The sequence below is a fragment of the Kribbella jejuensis genome (assembly GCF_006715085.1).
GTDB classification, from domain to species: domain Bacteria; phylum Actinomycetota; class Actinomycetes; order Propionibacteriales; family Kribbellaceae; genus Kribbella; species Kribbella jejuensis.
The window spans coordinates 2,346,860-2,366,923 of sequence record NZ_VFMM01000001.1 but is presented as its reverse complement, the minus strand read 5'-3'; the positions used below and the strand labels follow the sequence as shown (position 1 = coordinate 2,366,923).

Annotated in this window: 21 protein-coding genes; 8 read left to right on the top strand and 13 right to left on the bottom strand. The window is 68.7% G+C overall.

The genetic code is table 11. The annotated features are described in order from the left end of the window. Positions 1 to 61: 61 nt before the first annotated feature. Positions 62 to 658, top strand: a complete 597-nt coding sequence (locus tag FB475_RS11595) for a TetR-like C-terminal domain-containing protein (protein WP_238332096.1) — start codon at positions 62 to 64, stop codon at positions 656 to 658. Between the two features lie 57 nt (positions 659 to 715). Beyond that, the gene (locus FB475_RS11590) at positions 716 to 2,278 is read left to right on the top strand and encodes an MFS transporter (protein ID WP_141855210.1); all 1,563 of its coding nucleotides are present in this window, start codon (positions 716 to 718) and stop codon (positions 2,276 to 2,278) included. Positions 2,279 to 2,328: 50 nt separating this feature from the next. Here the strand turns inward: FB475_RS11590 and FB475_RS11585 are convergent, their stop codons facing one another. The 4 genes from FB475_RS11585 to FB475_RS11570 form a co-directional block, all read right to left on the bottom strand. Beyond that, positions 2,329 to 2,805, bottom strand: a complete 477-nt coding sequence (locus tag FB475_RS11585) for a GNAT family N-acetyltransferase (RefSeq protein WP_141855208.1) — start codon at positions 2,803 to 2,805, stop codon at positions 2,329 to 2,331. Next, entirely contained in the window at positions 2,802 to 3,401 is a 600-nt protein-coding gene (locus FB475_RS11580) for a TMEM175 family protein (protein ID WP_202878306.1), read from the bottom strand. Before FB475_RS11580 ends, FB475_RS11585 begins: the two co-directional genes overlap by 4 nt. A gap of 8 nt (positions 3,402 to 3,409) precedes the next feature. Then, a complete protein-coding gene (locus FB475_RS11575) occupies positions 3,410 to 4,426 on the bottom strand; it encodes a M48 family metallopeptidase (RefSeq protein ID WP_141855203.1) in 1,017 nt (338 codons plus the stop codon). A gap of 114 nt (positions 4,427 to 4,540) precedes the next feature. Beyond that, on the bottom strand, positions 4,541 to 4,849 hold the full coding sequence (locus FB475_RS11570; RefSeq protein WP_141855202.1) for a hypothetical protein: 309 nt from the start codon (positions 4,847 to 4,849) through the stop codon (positions 4,541 to 4,543). A gap of 81 nt (positions 4,850 to 4,930) precedes the next feature. Here FB475_RS11570 and cds1 point away from each other — a divergent pair, with 81 nt between their 5' ends. Next, a complete protein-coding gene (cds1, locus tag FB475_RS11565) occupies positions 4,931 to 6,049 on the top strand; it encodes an L-cysteine desulfhydrase Cds1 (protein ID WP_141855200.1) in 1,119 nt (372 codons plus the stop codon). A gap of 377 nt (positions 6,050 to 6,426) precedes the next feature. On the opposite strand, the gene FB475_RS11560 is transcribed toward cds1, so the two are convergent. Both FB475_RS11560 and FB475_RS11555 read right to left on the bottom strand, forming a co-directional pair. Next, positions 6,427 to 6,846 carry a hemerythrin domain-containing protein gene (locus FB475_RS11560; protein WP_238332095.1) on the bottom strand — a complete coding sequence of 140 codons (420 nt, stop codon included), beginning with the start codon at positions 6,844 to 6,846 and terminating at the stop codon, positions 6,427 to 6,429. 225 nt (positions 6,847 to 7,071) lie between these two features. After that, positions 7,072 to 8,037 carry an NADPH:quinone oxidoreductase family protein gene (locus tag FB475_RS11555; protein WP_141855196.1) on the bottom strand — a complete coding sequence of 322 codons (966 nt, stop codon included), beginning with the start codon at positions 8,035 to 8,037 and terminating at the stop codon, positions 7,072 to 7,074. Positions 8,038 to 8,143: 106 nt separating this feature from the next. Here FB475_RS11555 and FB475_RS11550 point away from each other — a divergent pair, with 106 nt between their 5' ends. Then, entirely contained in the window at positions 8,144 to 8,728 is a 585-nt protein-coding gene (locus FB475_RS11550; RefSeq protein WP_141855194.1) for a TetR/AcrR family transcriptional regulator, read from the top strand. A gap of 10 nt (positions 8,729 to 8,738) precedes the next feature. Here FB475_RS11550 and FB475_RS11545 read toward each other — a convergent pair whose 3' ends face one another. Then, complete coding sequence (locus FB475_RS11545; RefSeq protein ID WP_141855192.1) at positions 8,739 to 9,611, bottom strand: 1,4-dihydroxy-2-naphthoate polyprenyltransferase; 873 nt, start codon at positions 9,609 to 9,611, stop codon at positions 8,739 to 8,741. Positions 9,612 to 9,721: 110 nt separating this feature from the next. On the opposite strand from FB475_RS11545, the gene menE reads away from it, so the two are divergent. The 3 genes from menE to menD are packed head-to-tail and all read left to right on the top strand — an operon-like array spanning position 9,722 to position 13,373. Continuing rightward, positions 9,722 to 10,813, top strand: a complete 1,092-nt coding sequence (gene menE, locus FB475_RS11540) for an o-succinylbenzoate--CoA ligase (protein ID WP_141855190.1) — start codon at positions 9,722 to 9,724, stop codon at positions 10,811 to 10,813. Then, positions 10,810 to 11,736 (top strand): o-succinylbenzoate synthase, encoded by a 927-nt coding sequence (locus FB475_RS11535; protein WP_141855188.1) that lies wholly within the window; start codon positions 10,810 to 10,812, stop codon positions 11,734 to 11,736. The genes menE and FB475_RS11535 overlap by 4 nt, the downstream gene beginning before the upstream one ends. Continuing rightward, positions 11,733 to 13,373 carry a 2-succinyl-5-enolpyruvyl-6-hydroxy-3-cyclohexene-1-carboxylic-acid synthase gene (gene menD, locus FB475_RS11530; RefSeq protein WP_141855186.1) on the top strand — a complete coding sequence of 547 codons (1,641 nt, stop codon included), beginning with the start codon at positions 11,733 to 11,735 and terminating at the stop codon, positions 13,371 to 13,373. The genes FB475_RS11535 and menD overlap by 4 nt, the downstream gene beginning before the upstream one ends. On the opposite strand, the gene mptB is transcribed toward menD, so the two are convergent. The 4 genes from mptB to FB475_RS11510 form a co-directional block, all read right to left on the bottom strand. After that, on the bottom strand, positions 13,360 to 14,763 hold the full coding sequence (gene mptB / locus FB475_RS11525; protein ID WP_141855184.1) for a polyprenol phosphomannose-dependent alpha 1,6 mannosyltransferase MptB: 1,404 nt from the start codon (positions 14,761 to 14,763) through the stop codon (positions 13,360 to 13,362). The two genes, menD and mptB, sit on opposite strands and share 14 nt — an antisense overlap. A 40-nt stretch (positions 14,764 to 14,803) precedes the next feature. Then, entirely contained in the window at positions 14,804 to 15,568 is a 765-nt protein-coding gene (locus FB475_RS11520) for an ABC transporter permease (RefSeq protein ID WP_141855182.1), read from the bottom strand. Continuing rightward, positions 15,565 to 16,551, bottom strand: coding sequence for an ATP-binding cassette domain-containing protein (locus tag FB475_RS11515; protein ID WP_202878305.1), 987 nt, complete (start codon positions 16,549 to 16,551; stop codon positions 15,565 to 15,567). Before FB475_RS11515 ends, FB475_RS11520 begins: the two co-directional genes overlap by 4 nt. A 63-nt stretch (positions 16,552 to 16,614) precedes the next feature. Beyond that, entirely contained in the window at positions 16,615 to 17,250 is a 636-nt protein-coding gene (locus tag FB475_RS11510; protein WP_141855180.1) for a PadR family transcriptional regulator, read from the bottom strand. Between the two features lie 56 nt (positions 17,251 to 17,306). Here FB475_RS11510 and FB475_RS11505 point away from each other — a divergent pair, with 56 nt between their 5' ends. Beyond that, entirely contained in the window at positions 17,307 to 18,137 is an 831-nt protein-coding gene (locus FB475_RS11505) for a GNAT family N-acetyltransferase (RefSeq protein ID WP_141855178.1), read from the top strand. Here FB475_RS11505 and FB475_RS11500 read toward each other — a convergent pair. Continuing rightward, positions 18,130 to 18,744 (bottom strand): MBL fold metallo-hydrolase, encoded by a 615-nt coding sequence (locus FB475_RS11500; protein ID WP_141855176.1) that lies wholly within the window; start codon positions 18,742 to 18,744, stop codon positions 18,130 to 18,132. The genes FB475_RS11505 and FB475_RS11500 overlap by 8 nt on opposite strands. A 1-nt stretch (position 18,745) precedes the next feature. Continuing rightward, on the bottom strand, positions 18,746 to 20,026 hold the full coding sequence (locus FB475_RS11495) for an isochorismate synthase (RefSeq protein ID WP_141855174.1): 1,281 nt from the start codon (positions 20,024 to 20,026) through the stop codon (positions 18,746 to 18,748). Positions 20,027 to 20,064: the final 38 nt, after the last annotated feature.

Genomic DNA, 20,064 nt, shown 5'->3' with positions numbered 1-20,064 from the left:
GATGGATGAAACGAAACGGTTTCGTTCTATCGTGATGATGTAGCTACGCAGGGTGATGGATGTGGAGACAGTACGGCAGCGGCCCCGGGTCGAAGGCGGTCGTGAGGAGGAGATCCTCGACGCGACCGTCGCGGTGGTGGCCGAGCTCGGCTACGACCGGCTGACGATGGACGCGGTGGCGACCGCTGCGAAGGCCAGCAAGGCCACGCTGTACCGGCGCTGGTCCACCAAGGCCGAACTGGTCGTGGACGCGATCAGCCGGGCCAAGGGCTGCCCGATGCCGGAGCAGGTCGACACCGGCAGCCTGCGCGGCGACCTGATCGCGATGTCCTGCGGCGACGGCGGCTTCATGGACGAGGTGCCGATGTCCGTGATGGCCGGTCTGTTCACCGCCCTGCAGCACGATGCCGAGTTGAAGCGGGCGGTCCAGGAGCGGTTCCTGGCGCCGCGGCTCGGCCTGGTGACCGAGGTCTACCAGCGGGCGGTAAGGCGTGGCGAGATCGCGCCCGACGTCGACATCGAGCTGATCACGACGACGTTGCCCGCGGTGATCATCTACCACGCGTTCGTCCTGGGCATCGAGCCCACCGACGACCTGATCCTCCGAGTGATCGACAACGTGATCCTGCCTGCGGCGCGGGGGTCGCAGGCGAGCTGACCGGTGAGGGGCCGGTCGGCCACCAAGTAGCACAGTCTGCCAAGAGGGGAAATTCCTATGTCCGAAGAAGTCATCAACGCCGATCCGCCGGACGGACGGCCGGTCGACACCGCGGCCGACGCCCCGGCGCACGGCCACCGCAACCTCGGTATCGCGCTCGCACTGATCTGCATGGCGCAGCTGATGGTGGTGCTGGACGGCACGATCGTGAACATCGCGCTGCCGCACATCAAGGGCGCGCTGGGCTTCAGCGACGCGTCGCTGCCGTGGGTGGTCAACGCCTACGCGCTGGCGTTCGGCGGTCTGCTGCTGCTCGGCGGCCGGATCGGCGACATCGTCGGCCGCCGCAAGGTCTTCGTGTTCGGCGTCGTACTGTTCGGCCTGGCGTCGTTCGTCGGTGGTATCGCGCAGAGCGAGAGCGTGCTGCTGATCAGCCGGATCCTGCAGGGTCTCGCGGCCGCGGCGGCCTCGCCGAACGCGCTCGCCCTGATCACCACCACCTTCCCGGCCGGCAAGGAGCGCAACCGGGCGATGGGCGTGTACGCCGCGATGTCGGGTGCCGGTGCTGCCGTCGGCCTGATCCTGGGTGGCGCGCTGACCGAGGCGTCCTGGCGCTGGACGTTCTTCATCAACACCCCGATCGGCCTGCTGGTCGCGGTGCTGGCCTTCCGTTTCCTCGGTGAGTCCGAGCGGCAGACCGGCAAGTTCGACCTGCCCGGCGCGATCACCGGTACGGCGGGTCTCACGTCGCTGGTGTACGGCCTGACGCACGCCGCCACCAACGGCTGGGGCGACACCTGGACGCTGATCTTCATCATCGCCGGCCTGGCGCTGATCGGGATCTTCCTCGCCATCGAGGCCCGGTCCCGGCACGCGCTGATGCCGTTCCGGATCCTCGCGAACCGGACCCGCGGGGTCAGCTTCTTCGTGATGCTGATCGTCGGCGCGGCGATGTTCTCGATGTTCTACTTCCTGGGCATCTTCGTGCAGTCGATCATGGGCTACAGCGCGCTGAAGACCGGTATCTCGTTCCTGCCGTTCAGCGTCGGCATCGTGCTCGCGGCCCAGGTCGCGTCCTCGCTGGTGGCCCGGATGGATCCGCGCTGGATCGCCGGCGTCGGTGGCGTGTTCGTCGCGGGCGGGATGTTCGGGTTCAGCCGGCTGCAGGTGGATTCGACGTACTGGACGCATCTGCTGCCGTACATCCTGGTGCTGTCGTTCGGGATGGGCCTGATCTTCGTACCGCTCACGCTGACCGCGGTCAGTGGCGTCGCGGCGGAGGACTCCGGCGTCGGTTCGGCCGTACTGAACACCGTGCAGCAGATCGGTGGTGCGATCGGCCTGGCGCTGCTGGGCACGATCTCCACCAACGCGATCAAGGACAAGTTCGCCGAGCTGGCCCCGGGCCTGCAGAAGGCAGCCGAGTCCGGGCAGTCGCCCGACCAGATCAAGCAGTTGCAGGGCCAGTTCACGGCGCTCGCCACGACGCACGGCTTCACCCGGGCGTTCATCTGGTCGGCGTTCCTGGCACTGGGTGCCGCGTTGATCACGCTGGTCGGTCTGTCGATCAAGCACAAGGACCTGGCCAACGACGGGCAGACCTCGGTCCACGTCGGCTGAGTGCTCTCTTCGAAGGGCCCGCTTCCCCGAGGGGAAGCGGGCCCTTTGTGCTAGAGCGGTTTGCGCATCACGAGTTCGCGCCGTACGCCGTCGGGCATCAGATCGCCGAGCTCGTCGGTGTCGACGTACCCGTGGCGCAGGTACAGGTTGTGCGCCGGGTCGTTGCCGGGGACAACTGACAGCTTGAGCGCGGTGACGCCGATGGTTCTGGCCCAGTTCTCGATCGCCTGCATCAGGGCGTTGCCGACGCCCTTGCCGCGGCCTTCCGGGGCGACCCACATCGAGACCAGCTCGGCCTCGTTGTCGTGCGGGAATCCACCGGCCATGCCGGCCGGCGTGCCGTCGATGCTTGCGATCACCTGGTACGCGCCGGGTTCGGACAGCCGCTGCCGCCAGCGTTCCTCGGGTGCGTCGGCCCAGTCCGCGTACTGCGAACCGAACGCGAACGCGGCCTCCTGCAGCGCGGCCAGGCGCAGCTCGCGCCACGCCTTCCAGTCGTCGGGGCCGATCGGTCGTATGTCGATCATGTCTTGATCCGTCGAGTCAGGGGCGGCAGCCAGTAGAACGGGATGAGCAGCGAGAACGCGATGATGCCGAGGACCGGGAGCAGCGCGCCGAGCGCGGTGCCCACGCCGTACAGCAAGGGGCCTTTGAGGAAGCGCCGGCTCATTGTCCGGGCCTCGTCCGGGGTGATCGTGTCGCCCAGCAGCCGGTGACCGCGGCGCGCGTACTCCCAGGTCGCGTTGAACGGCAGGCCGCCGGCGACGAGCACAACGCCGTACAGGACGACCGCGGTCCGTTCGCCCTCGTGGTTGCGCAGCGCGGATGCCAGCACGCCGGCCGTGAACGGGATCAGCGCGACGAGCATCAGCAGGATCGTGTTCAGGAACAGCAGGACCCGGTCCGCGCTCGCGATGTGGTCGAACATCGCGTGATGGTTCGCCCAGATCAGGCCGATCACCAGGAAGCTGATCACATAGCCGAGGTACGACGGCCACAGGTGACCGAGCTGTTCCCAGAGGTGGGCGGTGTCCTCCGGGACCTTGATCTCGATCACCAGCAGGGTGATCGCGATGGCGAAAACGCCGTCGCTGAACGCCTCCAGACGGGCAGTCTTCAGCACCTGCCCCGTCACCGGGGCGGGAACTTGGAGGAGACCCAGTCGCGAACGCCGCCGAGACCGTCGCCGAGATCGCGGAGGAACTTGGCCAGCGGGTCCTGGGAGCGGTTGAACGCGTCGGAGTACGACTTGGCGGCGTTCTTCGCCTCCTGCGAGATCGACGCGTCGCCGTCGTCCTGGCGCTTCGGGTACTCGCCGGAGACGATCGTCGTGTACTCGCCCTCGTCCACCCAGCGGCGCAGCTCGTGCGCGCGGATCACGGCCAGCGGGTGCGACTGAGCCTCGAGCAGCAGCAGCTTCAGGACGCTGTCGCGCAGGTCGCCGGCGCTCTCGTACTCCGTGCCCTGGGCAAGGAACGCGGTGGTGTCGAGCTCGTTCAGCTGGCCGCCGCTGGCGAGCTTCATCTGCACCCGGAGCGCGACCGCGGGGTCCTGGGTGGCGAGCAGACCGGCCCGGTCGCCGGACAGCTCGGCCTTGCGGGACCACTCGTGCAGCGCGGCGATGATCGCCCGCAGCCCGAGCGCACCGATCGGCATCCAGTTGAACGCACCGGTCAGGCGCATCAGCCACATCAGCAGGGACTGGTACAGGGCGTGGCCGCTCTGGGCGTGCCCGAGCTCGTGGCCGAGGACGAACCGCAGTTCCTCCTCGTCGAGCCCGGTCAGCAGGGCGCTGTTCACGACGATGAACGGCTTGTCCATGCCGATCGTGACCGCGTTCCAGATCGGGCTGTTGGTGACGAACAGCTCGGGCAGTTCGCGGACGTCGAGCGTGCTTGCCGCCTCGGTGTACAGCCGGTTCACGGTCGGGAACTGCCGCTCGTCGACCCGGATCGCCGAGCCCAGGTACTGCAGCCGGAAGGCGCGCTCGTTGATCAGCCCTGACATCTTCCGCAGTACGTAGTCGAACCCCTTCAGCTGCCGCAGCGCCACCAGCGCACCACGGTCCGCGGGGTGCTCCCACGCCCGCGAGCTGATGTCAGTCAGCGTCACGCGCTGCCGAGTCGGCCGATCGTTGTTCGTACTCATCCGCGTCCTCGCTTCGCTCCGGGCGCGGATGAGGCTCCAAGCGCGCTGTGCTCGACTGTGAACTCACTTCGTTCCTTCACGGTTCCCCCTGCCCGGTCGTCATGACCTCCGACACTAGCTCGCCTCCGGGTCCGAGCGTGGATTGAGTACCCACGCGAGCGTGACGGTCGGGATCCACCCGAGCGGTACCGCCCACCACCCGATGTGCGGCGCCGTCGCGAACGTCGTCCCGACCGACAACCCCGTACCGCAGAACCAGTACCAGACCGCATTCCAGGCTTTGTGAGCGGTGGCGCGCCGGTGCCCGACCCAGGCGAGCGTGAGCGTCGCGGGCAGCGCCAGCGCGACGGCGCCGAAGGCGAGGACGGCCAGGATCAGGGCGACGTCCGCCGGGGAGAACTCGACCGGTCCGAGGGGGATCATGCCTGCGATCCTCCCCGCTCCGGGCGTGGTCACCGAGCGTAGGAATACTCAAATCGCGCCGTACGTCTTAGCCTGGCCCGCATGAGTGAGGTAGACGGGGTGTGCCGGGAGGTCGACCGGCGCGACGACAAGGCGCGGGCCTGGGTGTCCGAGGCGATCCGCATCGTGGACGCCGACGCGAACCGGAGCGCGGACACGCATCTGCACGTGTTCCCGATGCCTCCGGGAACCGGCGTGGACCTGTACCTGAAGGACGAGTCCGTGCACCCGACCGGCTCCCTCAAGCACCGCCTGGCGCGGTCACTGTTCCTGTACGCCCTGTGCAACGGGTGGATCCACGAGGGCACCACCGTGATCGAGGCGTCCAGCGGCTCCACCGCGGTCAGCGAGGCGTACTTCGCCCGGCTGCTCGGCCTCCCGTTCGTCGCGGTGATGCCGCGCTCGACCAGCCCCGAGAAGGTCGAGCTGATCGAGTTCTACGGCGGCCGCTGCCACTTCGTCGAACGCTCCGGCCAGATCTACGGCGAGGCCAAGCGGCTCGCCGAGGAGACCGGCGGCCACTACATGGACCAGTTCACGTACGCAGAACGCGCGACCGACTGGCGCGGCAACAACAACATCGCCGAGTCCATCTTCGGGCAGTTGTCCTTGGAGCAGCACCCGATCCCGACCTGGATCGTGGTCGGCGCCGGCACCGGCGGCACGTCGGCCACCATCGGCCGCTACGTCCGGTACCAGCGCCACGAGACGTCGGTCGCCGTCGTCGACCCGGAGAACTCCGCGTTCTTCCCCGCCTTCGAAGCCGGCGACCACGACTTCTCCACCGGCCGCCCCTCCCGCATCGAAGGCATCGGCCGACCCCGCGTCGAACCCTCGTTCGTCCTCGGCGTCGTCGACCGGATGATCTCCGTCCCCGACGCCGCCTCGATCGCCGCCATGCGCTTCTGCTCCCGCGTCACCGGCCGCCTGGTCGGCGGCTCCACCGGCACCAACCTCTGGGGCGCCCTCCGCCTGGCCGCCGAAATGCGCCGCACCGGAGCCCGCGGCAGCATCGTCACCCTGCTGTGCGACAGCGGCGAACGCTACGGCAACACCTACTACGACGACACCTGGCTCCGCACCGCCGGCATCGACATCACCCCCTACACCACCACCCTGGAAACCTTCGCCACCACCGGCCACTGGACCGAACCGGAGTAATCCACCCCCCCACTACGGCAGCCGCCTTATTGCGAGCTGCCGCTCGCGGGTGAGGGCTTGGCGGGGGCCCGTGGGTGAACGGGGACGTGGGGACCGGTCGCGGTGGTTGTCTGTCGCGTGCGTATATAAGCTTTCGCACCGTCTGCGGGGCGCCAGGCTCCGGGACGCGGGTCGACGGCAAGACCGGAACGGCAGATCAAAGTGCTCCGCGGCGGTTGTGGGATGACCTTGAGCGCGTCCGAGAGAGATGGGCGGCCGCCGGCCAGTTCCCGCTGCACGCCATGACCGTTGAACTCACTGTCGGCAGGAGCACCCTCGCCAGCCCGAACGCTGACTGGACGATTGTGCTCTGACGAGGGATGGCCGGACCGGAGGGTTCACAGGGGGCCGAGGGCAGAGGGTACGTCGGTTTGCAGGTTGAGGGTGTCCAGCACTGTGAGGAGTTGGCGTTCTTCGTAGGTGAAGTGGGATTCCATGATGGCGGCGATGCCCTCCAGGTGGCGGTCCAGGTCGGGCGGGTTGGCGTGGTGATCCACGGCTTGCTGTAGGGCGGTGAGCAGGTCGGCGATCATCGAGTGGTCCTGCTCGAGGTGGCGCAGCGTTTGTCGCAGGTTCGGGTGGGCGGCCGCTATCGCGGGGAACAGTTGCCGGTCTTCGCACTCGTGGTGCTTGGTCAGCGCCGTGCAGAACCCATGGCAGAACAGCAACAGGTCGCGGGTCGGTCCAGTGTTGCCTGTGGCAACGGCTTCGCGCGTTACCTGCAGCGCTTCGCGTAGCCGGTCGTGGACTCGGCGCATCTCTCGGCTCCAGGACACCAGCCTGGACTTCTCGCCCTCAGTCACGTGAGGGCGAAGGGGTGAACGACGTCATCGTCACGTCCCTTCAGCTTCCACGCCTCCATGCCTGGCACGGTCTGCCACCGGCACGCGACGCTGCGCCCAGCGTACACAGTCAGGCCGACACCGGCCGGCGCCCGCATCGGCCCGCTGGGGTGCGCTGCAGGCGACTTGGTGCCTTGGGCCTCAAGGGAGAAGGGCCAGTTTTCCTACGGTGGCTCGGGATTCGAGGTCCAACAGGGCTTTGGGGCCCTCGGAGAGGTCGTAGGTGGTTGGGGTGGTGGGGGTCAGGACTCCGGTGGCTATGAGATCGAAGAGGTCGTGCATGACTTCGCCGAAGGTTTGGGGGGCGAAGCGGATCAGGGCGCCTAGGTTGAGGCCGATGAGGTGGAGTTGGTGTTTGTAGACGAGGTCCCAGTTGGTGATCGGGGCGGTGCCGGCGGGGAGGCCGAAGACTACTACTCGGCCGGTTACTCGTTTGGTGGCGGCGAGGCTGGTTTCGAGGGTGGGGCCGCCTACGGATTCCAGGGTCAGGTCTGCGCCGTTGGTGAGGGCCAGGATTTCGGTGGTCAGGTTGGGGGAGCGGGAATCGAGGACGTGGTCGGCGCCGAGGCGGCGTACGGTTTCGTGTTTTTCCGGGGAGGCCGTTGCGATGACGGTGGCGCCGTAGTGTTTGGCCAGTTTTACGGCGGTTTGGCCGGTGCTGCCGGCGGCGGCATGGATGAGAACGGTTTCGCCGGCGGTCAGGGCTCCGAGGCGTAGCGCGGCCAGGGCGGTTGGCCAGCTCACCGCCAGACCCAGTGCCTGTTCGTCGTCCCAGCCGGGTGGGATCGGGATCGCCGCGACCGCCGGGATCACGCAGTACTCCGCGAAGGCGCCGCCGCCGATCGTGGCGCCGATGACGTGGGTACCGACAGTGCCTGTTGCGTCCTCGCCGACGGCGACCACCTCGCCGGCGGCCTCGATTCCGGCGACGTACGGCGGTTGCGGACCGCCCGCGAACGTGCCGTACGACTGTGAGATGTCGACGTAGTTGACCCCGGCGGCGGTCACCCGGACGAGCAGCTCGCCCGGCCCGGGGCGCGGCACCGGCACGTCCGTCAGCTTCAGATCCCGCGGCCCGTCCAGCGACGTCTGCACCAGCGCCTGCATCCCGCACCCCTTTGTTGGTCGATTGACCAACAAAGCCTCGCAGCCCGGCACCCACTGGTCAAGCTAAACTTGGTCGATCGACCAATAAATCTCCCAGGAGGAGCCGATGGCGACTCGCGGCAGGCCGCGGACGTTCGACCCGGACGTCGCGTTGCGGCAGGCCCTCGACGTGTTCTGGGAACGCGGGTACGAAGGCACCTCGCTGAGCGACCTCGCCACCGCGATGGGGATCCGGTCCGCGAGCATCTACGCGTACTTCGGCAGCAAGGAGAACCTGTTCCGCCAGGTGATGGCGCTGTACGGCGCGACCGCCGGCGAACCGCCCCGCCGCGCTCTCCGCGAAGGGCCGACCGCCCGCGAGGCGATCCATGCGATGCTGCGGGCGACCGCGGACCAGATCACCCACCCCGAGCACCCGCACTACTGCATGCTGATCCTCGCCGCACCCACCGGCGCCATCGAGAACCACGCAGTACGCCAATTCCTCGCCGACGGCCGCCACGGCATGTACCTGGAAATCAAGGAACGCCTCGCCAAGGAGATCCCGCCCGACGCCCTGGACGCGATGGCCCGCTACTACACCACCGTCGTCCAAGGTCTCTCGATCCAGGCCCGCGACGGCGCCACCCGCGACGAACTGGAAACCGTCATCACCTGCGCAATGGCCGCCTGGGAATCCCTCACGTCATGAGCCGCAGGTTCTAGCTGCCGATGGTTAGGCCGATTGCCAGGCCGAGGGCGTAGAGAAGTTCGGTGAGGCCGGTGTTTTTCAGGACTGGGATGAGGGCTGGGCCTACTGCGTCGCTCAGGATTACTCGGGTGGACTTGATGGCCAGGGGGACGGCGATGAAGGCGAGGAGCGCCCATGGGGTTGCGATCGCGGAGACCGCAGCCAGGGCGAAGGCGAGGATGACGAGGGCGGCGTACAGGCGGCGGGAGTTGGCGGCGCCCAGGACGACGGCCAGCGTGCGTTTTCCGGTGACCGAGTCGGTCGGGATGTCGCGGAGGTTGTTCGCGACCAGCAGGGCGCAGGCGATCGAGCCGACCGAGACCGCGCCGGCGAGGGCGGTCCAGTGCAGCTTCTCGGCCTGGACGTACGTCGTACCGAGGACGGCGACCAGTCCGAAGAAGAGGAAGACGCTGACCTCCCCGAGCGCGCGGTACCCGTACGGCTTCTTGCCGCCGGTGTAGAACCAGGCGCCGAGCAGCGATGCCGCGCCGGCGACCAGCAGCCACCACGTGGTCGTCGCGCAGAGCACGATGCCCAGCGCGGCGCCGACGCCGAAGCAGGTGAAGGCCGCGGTCTTGACGGCGCGCGGGGTCGCGACCTTGGAGCCGACAAGGCGGAGCGGGCCGACGCGATGCTCGTCGGTACCGCGGATGCCGTCGCTGTAGTCGTTGGCGTAGTTGACGCCGATCTGCAGGGCGAGCGCGACGCCGAGGGCGAGCAGCGCCTTCCACCAGACGAAGCCGTCCAGGAAGGCGGCCGCGCCGGTTCCGACGAGCACGGGGGAGATCGCGGCGGGCAAGGTACGGGGGCGGGCGCCTTCGATCCACTGGGCAGGGGTAGCCATGAGCATCGATTCTGTCAGTCGGGCGGGTGACCGGCGGACGCGGGCCAGGGGTGTGGCGTAGCTCTCCAACGTGCTGTGAGCCGAGCGCGGGCCGTAGGCTCGACAGTGACATGTCTACCTTGCGGCTGATTCCCGGTACGCCGGATGCGGTGCTGTCCGCGTTGAGCGACGTACTCGACGGGAGCGGTACGCCGTTCGCGCCGGTGCCGGAGGATGCCGTCGGGGCCGCGCGGGTCCGCCAGGCGGCCGCGCCGGACGAGCCGGTCGAGGACGACTGCGCCGTCGTACTGACGACGTCCGGTTCGTCAGGCGAGCCCAAAGGTGTGGTGCTGTCGCGGGACGCGTTGATCGCGTCGGCGACCGCCACCCACGACCGGCTGGGCGGCCCGGGGCAGTGGCTGCTGCCGATGAAGCCGTACTTCGTCGGCGGTCTGCAGATCCTCACCCGCTCCCTGGTCGCCGGCACGACGCCGGTGCTGCTCAACCAGAGCTTCACCGAGGCCGCCCGGCAACTGACCGGCGGACGGCGCTACACCGCGATGGTGCCGACCCAGCTCGCGCGGTACCTCGACACGGATCTGGAGGCGCTCCGGTCGTTCGACGCGATCGTCATCGGCGGAGCATCGATGCCGGAGCCGCTCAAACAGCGCGCGCGGGACGCCGGCGTGCACGCGATCCCGGCGTACGGCATGACCGAGACGGGAAGCGGTTGCGTGTACGGCGGGGTGCCGCTGGACGGTACGTTGATCGACCTGGACGGCGGGCGCATCCTCATCAAGGGGAGAACACTCTTCTCCGGGTACCGCCTGCGGCCCGAGCTCACCGCCGAGGTACTGCGGGACGGCTGGTTCCGGACGCAGGACCGGGGCGAGTTCGTGGATGGCCGGTTGCGGGTCGTCGGGCGCGTGGACGACGTGGTGATCTCCGGTGGCGTGAACGTCACGCTGACGACGGTGCAGGCGCGGCTGCTCGAGCACCCGGAGCTCAAGGACGCTGTAGTGCTGGGCGTTCCGGATGCCGAGTGGGGGACGCGGGTGGTCGCGTTCGTCGTGGGCGAGCCGTCGCGGGACGAGCTGCGCGACTGGGTCAGCGCGACGCTGCCTCGGGCCTGGGCTCCGCGGGACGTCGTACGGCTGGAGGCGTTGCCGATGCTTGCCTCGGGCAAGGTTGATCGGCAGCGGCTACTCGAGGGCGTCCGGTGATCACGTACTCGATCGGCCTCAAGAACAAGTTCCGCGGCATCACAGTACGCGAGGGCATGCTGTACGAAGGCCCTGCCGGCTGGGCCGAGTGGAGCCCGTTCCTGGACTACGACGACGCGACATGCGTCTCCTGGCTGCGCGCGGCGCGCGAGGCGGCCGAGGACGGCTGGCCGGCACCGGTACGCGACCAGGTGCCTGTCAACTGCACAGTGCCTGCTGTGGGGCCGTCCAAAGCCGCCGAGATCGTCAGGGCGTCTGGGTGCAGTACGGCCAAGGTGAAGGTGGCTGAGCCGGGTCAGACGCTCGCTGACGACTTGGAGCGTGTGGAAGCAGTACGGGATGCCATCGGCAACGGCAGCGTCCGCATCGACGCCAATGGGCTCTGGTCCGTGGACCAGGCGGTGCAGCACCTCAAGCAGTTGCAGCGGTTCGACCTGGAGTACGTCGAGCAGCCCTGCGCGACTGTGGAAGAGCTAAGAGACGTACGGCGACGTACGGACGTACCCGTTGCTGCTGACGAGTCGATCCGCCGGGCGGAGGACCCGCTGCGGGTGAAGAAGCTCGACGCGGCCGACATCGCCGTACTGAAGGTGCAGCCGATCGGTGGTGTCCGTGCCTGCCTGGAGATCGCGGAGCAGATCGGACTGCCCGTGGTGGTCTCGTCAGCCCTCGAGACCTCAGTCGGAATCGCTGCGGGGGTAGCACTCGCCGCTGCGCTGCCGGAGCTTCCGTACGCATGCGGTCTGGGTACGGTGTCGATGTTCACCCAGGAGGTCGTCGCAGAACCCCTCCTTCCGACCAACGGCTTCCTGCCGGTCAAACGTGTCACCCCGGATCCCCAGCTGTTGCAGGCAGCACGTGCCGACGCGGAACGCACCAGGGTGTGGGAAGAGCGCCTGTCCCGAGTAAGGAGTGCCGGATGAACCCGTCCACAGCGTTCGCGACTGTGGTGGTCGACGAGCTGATCCGCAACGGTGTACGCGAGGCGGTGGTCTCACCCGGCTCCCGTAGTGCGCCACTGGCTCTGGCGCTCGCGGCTGCTGATCGCGACGGGCGGCTGCGGCTGCATGTCCGCATCGATGAACGTACTGCGGGCTTCCTGGCTATCGGCCTGATGCGCGGTAATGGCCTGCCGGTGCCTGTGGTGACCACCTCGGGTACGGCGGTGGCCAACCTGCACCCTGCTGTGCTGGAGGCGTCGCACAGTGGGCTGCCGTTGATCGTGCTGAGCGCTGATCGGCCGCCGGCGTTGAGAGGTAGCGGTGCGAACCAGACGACGGACCAGTTGAAGGTCTTCGGGTCCGCGGTGCGGTTGTTCCACGAGATGGGGACGCCGATTCGTGAGGTTGGGCAGGTCGCTTACTGGCGGTCGCAGGTTGCGCGGGCTGTTGCTGTCGCCACCGGGGCGCGGTCGGCTGATCCGGGGCCGGTGCAGCTCAACTGCCCGTTCAGCGAGCCGCTGGTGCCTACTGACGGTCCGGAGTGGCCGGAGCCACTCAACGGTCGCAGTACAGGCCCTTGGACTGCGGTGCATGCTGCCACTGCGCAACCCGCGGCTGTGTCTCCGGTGGCCCGAACAGTTGTAGTTGCAGGGGATGGCGCTTCGCAGGCCGCGCGGCTGGTGGCGGAGGCTGGGCAGTGGCCCCTGTTCGCGGAGCCGTCCAGCCGGGCGCGGACCGGGCGGTCCGTGATCAGCGCGTACCGGTTGTTGCTACAGGCAAGCACTCTCGCAGACGAGATCGAGCGGGTGCTGGTGTTCGGGCACCCGACGTTGTCGCGGCCGATCTCGAAGTTGCTGGCGCGTCCGGACGTCGAGGTGATCGTGGTTTCGCCGACCGGGCACTGGCCGGACCCGGCGCGCCGCGCGGCTGCTGTGGTGTCCGGGCTGACGGTGACCGCGGCCGACACGACCGACTGGCTGCAGCGATGGCAGGACGCGGACCAGGCCGCCCGGCCGGCCATCGACAAGGTGCTCGCGGACGGGCTCAGCGGCCCGCGCGTCGCAGCGCTCGTCGGTGAGGCGGTCGGTGCCGACGGCATGCTCGTCGTCGCCTCCTCGAACCCGGTCCGCGACCTCGACCTCGCCCCGGTCGTCCCGATCCGTACCATCGCCAATCGCGGCCTGGCTGGCATCGACGGCACGATCTCCACCGCCGTCGGCGCTGCGCTGGCGAACGCAGGGCCGACGTACGCGCTGATCGGCGACCTGGCGTTCCTGCACGACAGCAACGGCCTGATCATCGGGCCGGACGAGGCCCGCCCGGACCTGCGGATCGTGGTCGTCAACGACAACGGCGGCGGCATCTTCTCCACGCTCGAGCAGGGCGATCCCGACCATGCCACGCACTTCGAGCGTGTCTTCGGTACGCCGCACAACGTCGACCTGTCCGCACTGTGCGCCGCCAGCGGTACGCCGTACACCCTGGTGCGGACCGTCGACGAGCTGCGTGCTGCGCTCACACCGACCGTCGCCGGACTGGACGTGGTGGAGGTACGGCTCTCGCGAGACGACCACCGGCCGTTGAGCCAGTCACTCGTGGAGGCGCTCAAGCAGCTGTAACAGGGACCTTCTGCGCCGGCTGCAGGGTGCGGAGGTGGTTCAGGAGCGGCAGGGCGATCGCGATGACCAGTGCGGTCGTCGTGAGGATCGGGATGGTCGCACCGCGCAGTGACGAGTTGAGCGGTGCCGCGATCGTGAAGATCAGGCTGACCGCGGTGATGATCGTGGTCAGCCGCCGGCCGGGACGTGCGACGGCGAGGAACGGCAGGCACCACAGGAAATACCAGTCGTGCGCGCTTGGACCTAGAACGACAACCGCGAGCAGGGCGACTCCTACAGCGCGCGCGGCGTAGTGGATGGACGACCTGAGGCTCAGCCAGGCGATCAGGCCGAGTGCTGCGACCATGCCGATCAGCCGGACGATCTGCAGCGCCTGTGCGGCCGCAGTGTTCTCACCGAGCCAGCCGAGTACGCCGGACGCCGCCATGCCGATGAGGTTGGCGATGGAGAACGGCGAACGAACCAGTCCGGGTACGTCGAGTGCACCGAGCCAGCCGGAGCCCACACCGGTCAGGGCGCCGACGGTGACCAGGGTCAGCACGGAGACAGCTCCCGCGATCCCAAGACTCGCAAGGCGGTGTAGTCGTCCCGCCAGCGGGCTCATCACTGCTGCGATCGCTATGGCGACCAGTCCGCCCGGGAGCTTCACCGCGGCCGCAGAACCCGCCACGACAGCCGCCGTACCCCAATGGCCTGTCAGGGCCAGTGCGAACGCGCTGCAGGCGAGTCCGAGCATCAGCATGTCGTTGTGGGCTGCGCCGATGCCGTGGGTGATCAGCATGGGGTTCAGTACGACCAGCCAGGTCGCGAAGGCCGGGTCGACGCGACACGCGGTCGCAAGGCGCGGTACGGCCCACGCTATGAGCACCACGCCGAGTACTGCGAGGAGGCGGTGCGCCAGCATGAGCAGGTACGGGTTCATGGTCAGGTGCGCGACCAGACCGCCGTACGCCAGCGGCACAGGGCCGTACGGTGCAGGTGTCTGCATCCACATGGGATCCACGGCCTCGACGATGTGGCCGGACAGTACGCCGGGCCCTACCTCGTAAGGGTTGTAGCCCTCCGCCACCAGTGCGCCTTGGGCGGCGTAGCTCCAGGCGTCGCGGCTGAACAGAGGCGGCGCCAGCAGGAGCGGGATGCTCCAGCACGCCGTCATCCTCAGCAGCGGGAGCTTCTCGCCGGCCATCACTCGCCGGCCCACGGTCAGCCAGGCCCAAGACATCAAGCCGAGCCCGGCCACCATGAACGTCAGCCCGACCATCCGGCCGGGCAGGGAGTCGCGCAGCGGGAACGAGGCTACCCAAGAAGACCGCGGCACCACGGACGTCACCAGGCTGGCAAGGGCGACTACGACAGCGCCGACGACCCCACGGACCATCGGCGAGCGCATGGCGGCACCGTAGCGCCGCCATGCAACACCGCGATGAACACTAAGCAGATTCCTTCCGGAAGGTCCGTGCGCCGACAGTCAGGCCGATGACGGTGAGCAGGACCACCCAGAACAGACCCCAGAGCGAGGCCGAGCTGCTGATGTCGCCGCGGAACAGGGCGCGGACGCCGTTGACCACGTGCTTGAGCGGGCTGATGTCGGACAGGTGCTGCAGCCACTTCGGGCCGATCTGCATCGGCAGGAGGATGCCGGACAGCAGCAGGAGCGGCATGGCGATGCCGTTCAGCAGCGGGGCCAGCGCGTCCTCGCTCTTGGTGATCAGCGCGACCGAGTACGACAGCGAGGCGAACGTGGCGCCGAGCAGCGCGACGATCACCAGCGACAGCAGGACGCCGCCCCACGGTGCCCGCAGCCCCAGGGGGAGTGCGGCGAGCAGCAGGAGCACGGACTGTACGACGAGCACGACGACGTCCCGCAGTACCCGCCCGGCCATCAGCGCGATCCGGGAGGCCGGGGTGACCCGGTCCGCCTCGATGACACCGGCCCGGTACTCCGCGATCAGGCCGAAGCCGACGAACATCGCGCCGAACATCCCGAGCTGCACGATCAGGCCGGGGATGAACACCTGGTAGGCGTTGGTGGCATGGCCCTGGCTGATCTGCGCGGTGATCGGCTTGAGCAGCGGGCCGAACAGGAACAGGTACATCAGCGGCTGGCTGAGCATCAGGATCGACCACATCGGGTTCCGCAGCGACAACCGCATCGCCCGGTGGAACACGATCCAGGTCTCACGGAGGACGGTCATGCTGCAGACTCCTTCTCCACCTCGGGCGTGGCGCCCTCGTCGCGCAACGAACGACCGGTCATGGTCAGGAAAACGTCGTCCAGGGTCGGCCGGTGAACCTCGACCCCGTGCAACTCGATGCCCTGGGCATCGATCGAGCGGAGCAGGCCGGGCAGCACCGACCCGCCGCGCGGGATCCGGAACCCGACCACGTCGTCGTCGGCCTCCACCTCGACGGCACCGTCGAGCTCGCGGACGATCTTCATCACCGCCGGCGCCTGCGCGGCCTCCGCGAGACTGAGCCGGACAGCGTCGCCGGAAACTTGCTGCTTGAGGTTCTCCGGCGTGCCGGAGGCAACGATCCGGCCGTGGTCGATGACCAGGATCCGGTCACACAGCGCGTCCGCCTCGTCCAGGTAGTGCGTGGTCAGGAAGATCGTCGCGCCGCGGTCCCGCAGGCCGCGGATGTGCTCCCAGAGGTTCGCCCGGGCCTGCGGGTCGAGGCCGGTGGTTGGCTCGTCCAGGAAGATCAGCTTCGGATCGTGGATCAGGCCCATCACGATGTCCAGTCGCCGGCGCTGCCCGCCGGACAGGGTCTTGCACTGCCGGCGCCACAGCCCGGGCAGGTCCAGCTCCTCGAACAGGCGCTGACCGTCCGCGGCCGCTTTCGCCTTCGGCACGCCGTACAGCCGGGCGTGGTCGACCACCTCGTCGCCGGCCACCGCCTCGGGCAGCGTGGAGCCGCTCTGCGGCACGTACCCGATGCCGCGGCGGACGCCGACCGGGTCCTTCGCGAGATCGCACCCGGCGACCGTCGCGGTCCCGCTGGTCGGCTTGATAAGCGTCGCGAGCATCCGCATCGTCGTGGTCTTGCCGGCCCCGTTCGGGCCCAGGAAGCCGACGATCTCGCCGTCGGCCACATCGAGATCAACCCCCTGGACGGCCTGGACCGCCCCCCGCTTCGTCTTGAACGTCCGCACCAGCCCGCGCGCTTCGATCATCATGCGAGTCAGTGTGACTACTCAAGATTGACTAGTCAATCTTGATTATGTCGGTTCAGGACGAGATCAGGAAGTTCTCGGGGGCGGGTCGGGGATCTCCCCCCAGTGCGTGACCATGCCCGGGTAGGGCGTCCAGTCGGCGGGTTCGCCGGCGAAGGAGTAGTCGCCGTTCCGGATTCGGCCCAGGAAATCCCGCGTCCACTGCAGCTCGCCGCTGTCGCGCGCGGTGGTGATCCGGAACATCTCGACCACGTGGTTCGGCGTACCAGGGTCCTCCAGGATCTGCCGCTCGGAGAACGGCTCGGACTTCAGCCACGACTCCAGCTGCGTGATCCGTGCCTCGAGCGCGGCGATCACCTCGTCGCGGCGCAGCGACCACATGAAGCTGATCGTGGCCTGCATCTTGTCCGGGTGGAACCCGTCGACGGTCCACAACATGCCGCGCAGCAGCGAGAAGTACTCCGTCTCGCCGTCCGTGGTCAGCTTGTACGACGTACGCCCGGGCCGGTGCGCGCCGTCCTGCTCCAGCTCCTGCAGGTACCCGTGCTTGGCCAGCGTCCGCAGACCGGTGTAGATCGAGCCGGGATTGATGTTGGCCCAGTCCTGCACGTTCCAGGTGAGCAGCTCGCGGCGCAGCTGGTACCCGTACGCCGGCTGGAAGATCCGCACGACCCCGAGCAGCAGCAACCGCGTGGTGGACATGGTCGCAGTGTAAATCCGGGCGACCGTTCGGGGCGGTCAGGCGTACGCTCCGCTGCATGGATGTCCGGGTGACGAGCGATCCGCAGGCCTTCGAGCAGACGGTTTTCCCTTTCCTGCAACAGGATCCGGTGCTGCACACGATCATCATGAGCAACGTCCACGAACGCGCCACCGGTACGGCGGGTGCTGAGGACGAACCGTCGTACTTCGTGTCCGTGCACGACCCGGACGTCGTAGGGGTGGCCATGCGGACGCCGGGGCGCGGGGTGTACGTCGGTGCACTCCGGGAGGATCTTGCTGAGCCGATCGCCGACGCGTATGCCGCGGTACTGCCGGATCTCAAGGGGGTGGCGGGTGATCGGCCCGCGGCGATGCGGTTCGGGCGGCGGTGGTGCGAGCTGCGCGGCGGCGAGGCGATCGAGACGCGTGGCACCCGCTTGCACAAGCTGATCGAGCTCACGCTGCTCCAGGCGGACGGCACCGCCCGGCTGATGCGTGTGGACGACGTCGGCCTGGTCGCCGCCTGGGCGGACGGCTTCGCCGCCGAGGTCGCCGACGAGGTCGCGACCCACAACCGCGAGTGGGCCGAGCGGCACCTGGAGCAGGGCACGCTGTGGATCTGGGAGGTCGACGGCGAACCGGTCAGCATGGTCGGCTACCACCTGCCGCTGTACGGCGTCTGCCGCGTCGGCCCGGTCTACACGCCGCCCGAGCACCGGCGGCACGGGTACGCCGGCGCCCTGACCAGCCAGGTCAGCGCCAACATCCTTGCCAGCGGCAACCAGGCCTGCCTCTACACCGACCTGGCCAACCCGACCTCCAACAAGATCTACCACCAGGCGGGCTACCGCCCGGTGGCCGACTTCGTCGACGTCGAGTTCAGCTGAGCTCGATCGACTGACCCGGGGTCAGGCCGTGGTACGGGCGGCCACCGGCCTCGCCGATCCAGCGTTGCATCATGCCGAGGCCGACGTCGCTGAGCAGGGCGTTGTGGATGCCCACCGTTTGCTGTGCCTTGACGGAGCGGGCGTACTCGACGGCCGACGGCAGCGAGAACCACGGGCCGGAGATCGGGACCAGGTTGGTGTGCACCTCGCGGTCCGGCTGGGTGAACGAGTCGCCCGGGTGGTAGACGGCGTCCTCGATCAGCAAGCCGATGTTCTCGCACGGTACGCCGAGCTCCGGCAGGATCACCGCGTGGTCCTTGCCGTACGCCCGGACCGTGAAGCCGGCCGCCTCGAACGACTGTCCGTCCGCCACCACCGTGACCCGCTCGTCATCGAGCCCGGCCGCGACGCCCGCCGTGGTGAAGATCGGTGCCTGCAGCCTCTTCAGTCGCTCGGCGTCGACGTGGTCGGGGTGCTCGTGGGTGATCAGGACCGCGTCCGCCTGCTCGAAGGCCGCGCTCTCGGAGAACACGCCCGGGTCGATCAGCAGTACCTTGCCGTCCTTCTCCAACCGGACACAGGCATGTGCGAACTTCGTGAGCTTCAACTCAATCTCCTAGAGCGTCTCGCATCGGGACCAGCTTGGCGTTGGTTTCGGCCAGTTCGGCGTCGGGGTTGGAGCCCGCCACGATGCCGGCGCCCGCGAACAGCCGCATCCGGCGGGTGTCGTCCGGGTCGGCCTGGCCGCAGCGGAGTGCGATGCACCACTCGCCGTCGCCCGCGGCGTCCATCCAGCCGACCGGTCCGCTGAACCGGCCCCGCTGCATGCCCTCGATCTCGCCGATCAGGTCCCGCGCGACCGGGGTCGGCGTACCGCAGACGGCAGCGGACGGGTGCAGCGCAGCGGCCAGGCCGAGTGCGGAGGCGCCGTTGTTCGCGACACCGGCGACGTCGGTGGCCAGGTGCATCACGTTCGGCAGGTGCAGCACGAACGGGGTCTCCGGGACGTTCATCGACGAGCAGTGCGGCTCGAGCGCGTCGGCGACCGAGCGGACCGCGAACTCGTGCTCCTCGAGGTCCTTCGAGGACCGCGCCAGCGACGCGGCCAGCGCCAGGTCGTGCGCGTCGTCTCCGGTACGGCGGATCGTCCCGGCGAGCACGCGGGACGTGATCAGGCCCTTCTCCCGGCGGACGAGCAGTTCCGGGGTCGCGCCGATCAGCCCGTCGACGGAGAACGTCCAGCAGTTCGGGTACGCCGTCGCGAGCCGGTGCAGCGGCCAGCGCAGGTCGATCGGCTGCTCCGCGATCGCGATCAGGTCGCGGGCCAGTACCACCTTGTCCAGGTCGCCCGCGGTGATCCGGCGGACCGCGTCCGCGACGATGCTCGACCAGTCCGTCCCGGTCCGGGCGCCGTCGGCGAACGTCACGTCGTACACCGGCGACGGCTCGTGCAGCTCCAGCTCCGGCGGCGCGGCCAGCGAGCTCGCCGGGGAGATCGTGGTCACCCAGGTGGTGCCGGCGCGACGGCCGACGATCACTTCCGGTACGACCAGCTCACTGGGGTCGGAATCGGTGAAGCCGAACGATCCGAAGCAGACCAGCCCGGAGCCCGGTACGCCGATCTCGTCGCGGACCACCGCGGCGCCGACGAGTTCCTGCCACCAGCGCGCGGCCTTCTCGAACCGGTTGCTCCCGGCAACGTCCAGCCGGGCGGCGACGCCCCAGCCGACGTGACCGTCGCCACGCCGGACCCACGCCAGCCCGCCCTCGTCCGGCAGATGGTCGAGCAGGTGCGCCGACACCCCGTCCACCGGTTGACTGCGAACCACCAACTGCGGTGCGGGGCCTCGGGTCGCGAGGGCCGCACGGCTACCTGGAGATGCACTCACGAGATGCAAGCGTATGCCTCCCGTCCTTCCACCCCCGC